Origin of the sequence: Blastomonas sp., assembly GCF_041747255.1 — a bacterium.
Taxonomy (GTDB): Bacteria; Pseudomonadota; Alphaproteobacteria; order Sphingomonadales; family Sphingomonadaceae; genus Blastomonas.
This window is the reverse complement of sequence record NZ_JBGTFM010000095.1, coordinates 1-2,192: the sequence shown is the minus strand read 5'-3', so window position 1 is coordinate 2,192 and position 2,192 is coordinate 1. Positions and strand designations below refer to the sequence as shown.

Below are 2,192 nucleotides of genomic sequence, written 5' to 3'. Positions count from 1 at the left end.
GCGCTGAGGCAAGCAACGGTGGCAACGAGAGCAACGGGCTCGACCCGCAGATCCTGCCGCCCGCGATCAGCGCCACGGCGGCAGACGCCGAAGCGCCAAAGCCGCGCAAGCGCGCACCGGTGCGGCGCAAGGCTGCAGAATCAGATGATGTGGCCGCTGCGACCGCTGATAGCTGATCGTCCGCAATGAAACGAAAAGGGGTGCGATCCGCTGCGGACCGCACCCCTTTTTTGTCTGCCCGCCGTTTGGCGGTAAGCGGTCAGTAGCGCTGCTGGCGCTCGTAAAGATCGCGATAGTGCTGAATGCGCGTGACCCGCAGGCCGGGCATGCCCGACCGGTCAACCGCACGCTGCCACGACGCGAATTCCTCCAGCGTCAGGTCATAGCGCTCGCACACCTCGTCAATGGTCAGCAGCCCGCCATTGACGGCAGCCACGACCTCTGCCTTGCGGCGCACCACCCAGCGTTTGGTGCCGGGCGCCGGCAGGCTCTCAATGGTCAACGGCTCACCGAGCGGACCAATGACCTGTGCCGGCTTGATTTTCTGGTTCTCGATCATTGTTCCCTCAAACAACCTTATTGCTGGCAAAATCATGCTGGCTTTGACTTACGGCAACCGCTTTGCGATTGACTGAAGCACATTGGTAAACGGATTGTTCACCCTGCTGACCTGGCCACCCGACCTGTGTCTCCGCCCTCGCCAGAGCCTCGGCACAGGCCCCGTTGAAGCTGCCTCCCAAGCCCTTGTCGATGCTCCTCGCCCCGGCAAAAAACGCCATCAGTGCGGTCACCCGGTCACCCGGATCACGCTTTGCTGCGCTGCGCTGCACCGGCAGATTGTTGCCTGCCCTGACCGGCGCAAAGGCCAGCACGCGCAGGATATCCATGTCCAGCGCGCGCAGCCTGCCCTGTGCTGCGGAGCCCGAATTTTTGCGGCTGTGGGGGAAGTTCATTTCCATATTCAGCCGTCTATCAGCCAAGTCGTAAGAGCAGGTAAAAGCCGCCTTCATCACTGATTAGCGTTGGTTAATTGCTGCTGACCATCGCCGCGTTTTCATCGGATTTGCGCGAGTCCCGGCATTTCAATAGCGGCAAATATTTGCCGGTGCGGGGTGGCAGAAACCTGCCGCAATCGCTACGTGCCGCGCATGAGCACGCATTTTCAGGCCGATTTCCAGCTGTCTGGCGACATGAAGACACGGCGAATCGTCGTGGCGATGTCAGGCGGAGTCGATTCGTCGGTGGTCGCGGCGCTCGCTGCGGCCAGCGGCGCTGAAACAATCGGCATCACGCTGCAGCTGTACGATCATGGCGCTGCGGTCAAGCGTGCCGGATCGTGCTGCGCAGGCCAAGACATACGCGATGCCCGCGCGGTTGCCGACCGGCTGGGCATCGCGCATTATGTGTTCGATCATGAAAGCCGCTTTCGCCAGTCGGTGGTCGAAGGCTTTGCCGACGAATATATGGCCGGGCGCACGCCGATCCCCTGCATCCAGTGCAACATGGGGGTGAAGTTCACCGATCTGCTGCAAATGGCGCGTGATCTGGGCGCCGATTGCCTCGCGACCGGTCATTATGTGCGCCGGGTGATCGGCAGCGACGGCCGCGCCGAACTGCACCGCGCGCTCGATCCGGCGCGTGACCAGAGCTATTTCCTGTTCGCCACCACCGATGACCAGATCGATTACCTGCGCTTTCCGCTCGGTGATCTGCCCAAGCCGCAGGTGCGCGCGATCGCGCAGGAGATGGGGCTGGCGGTGGCGGCCAAGCCCGACAGCCAGGACATCTGCTTCGTGCCCGATGGCGATTATGCCAGCGTGGTGCGCAAGGTGCGCCCCGATGCCGATACCGGCGGAGAGATCGTGCACATTGATGGCCGGGTGATGGGGACACACCGCGGACTGATCCATTTCACCATCGGTCAGCGCAAGGGGCTTGAGATCGGCGGCCAGGCAGAGCCGCTGTATGTCGTCAAGATCGACGCGCCGAGCCGCAAGGTCATCGTCGGCCCGCGCGCGGCGCTGGCAACGCACGCCGCGTTGATCACCGACCTCAACTGGATTGGCGCGCCATACGAAGGGCCGCTGCAGGTCAAGGTGCGCTCGCTTGCCAAGCCCGCAGCGGCGCGCATCGAAGGCAGCGGCGACATCCGGCGGCTGGTGTTTGCGCAGAGCGAATATGGCGTCGCCCCC

3 protein-coding genes are annotated in these 2,192 nt (G+C 63.2%); 1 reads left to right on the top strand and 2 read right to left on the bottom strand.

From position 1 onward, the window contains the following. Nucleotides 1-259 precede the first annotated feature (259 nt). Both ACEW8G_RS03190 and ACEW8G_RS03185 read right to left on the bottom strand, forming a co-directional pair. Nucleotides 260-559, bottom strand: coding sequence for a DUF1153 domain-containing protein (locus ACEW8G_RS03190; protein ID WP_373486999.1), 300 nt, complete (start codon nucleotides 557-559; stop codon nucleotides 260-262). Nucleotides 560-566: 7 nt separating this feature from the next. After that, nucleotides 567-953 (bottom strand): hypothetical protein, encoded by a 387-nt coding sequence (locus ACEW8G_RS03185; protein ID WP_373486998.1) that lies wholly within the window; start codon nucleotides 951-953, stop codon nucleotides 567-569. A 195-nt stretch (nucleotides 954-1,148) separates the two neighbouring features. Between ACEW8G_RS03185 and mnmA the strand changes: the two genes are divergently transcribed. Next, nucleotides 1,149-2,192: tRNA 2-thiouridine(34) synthase MnmA (gene mnmA / locus ACEW8G_RS03180; protein ID WP_373486997.1), on the top strand; the 1,044-nt coding region annotated here is incomplete at its 3' end.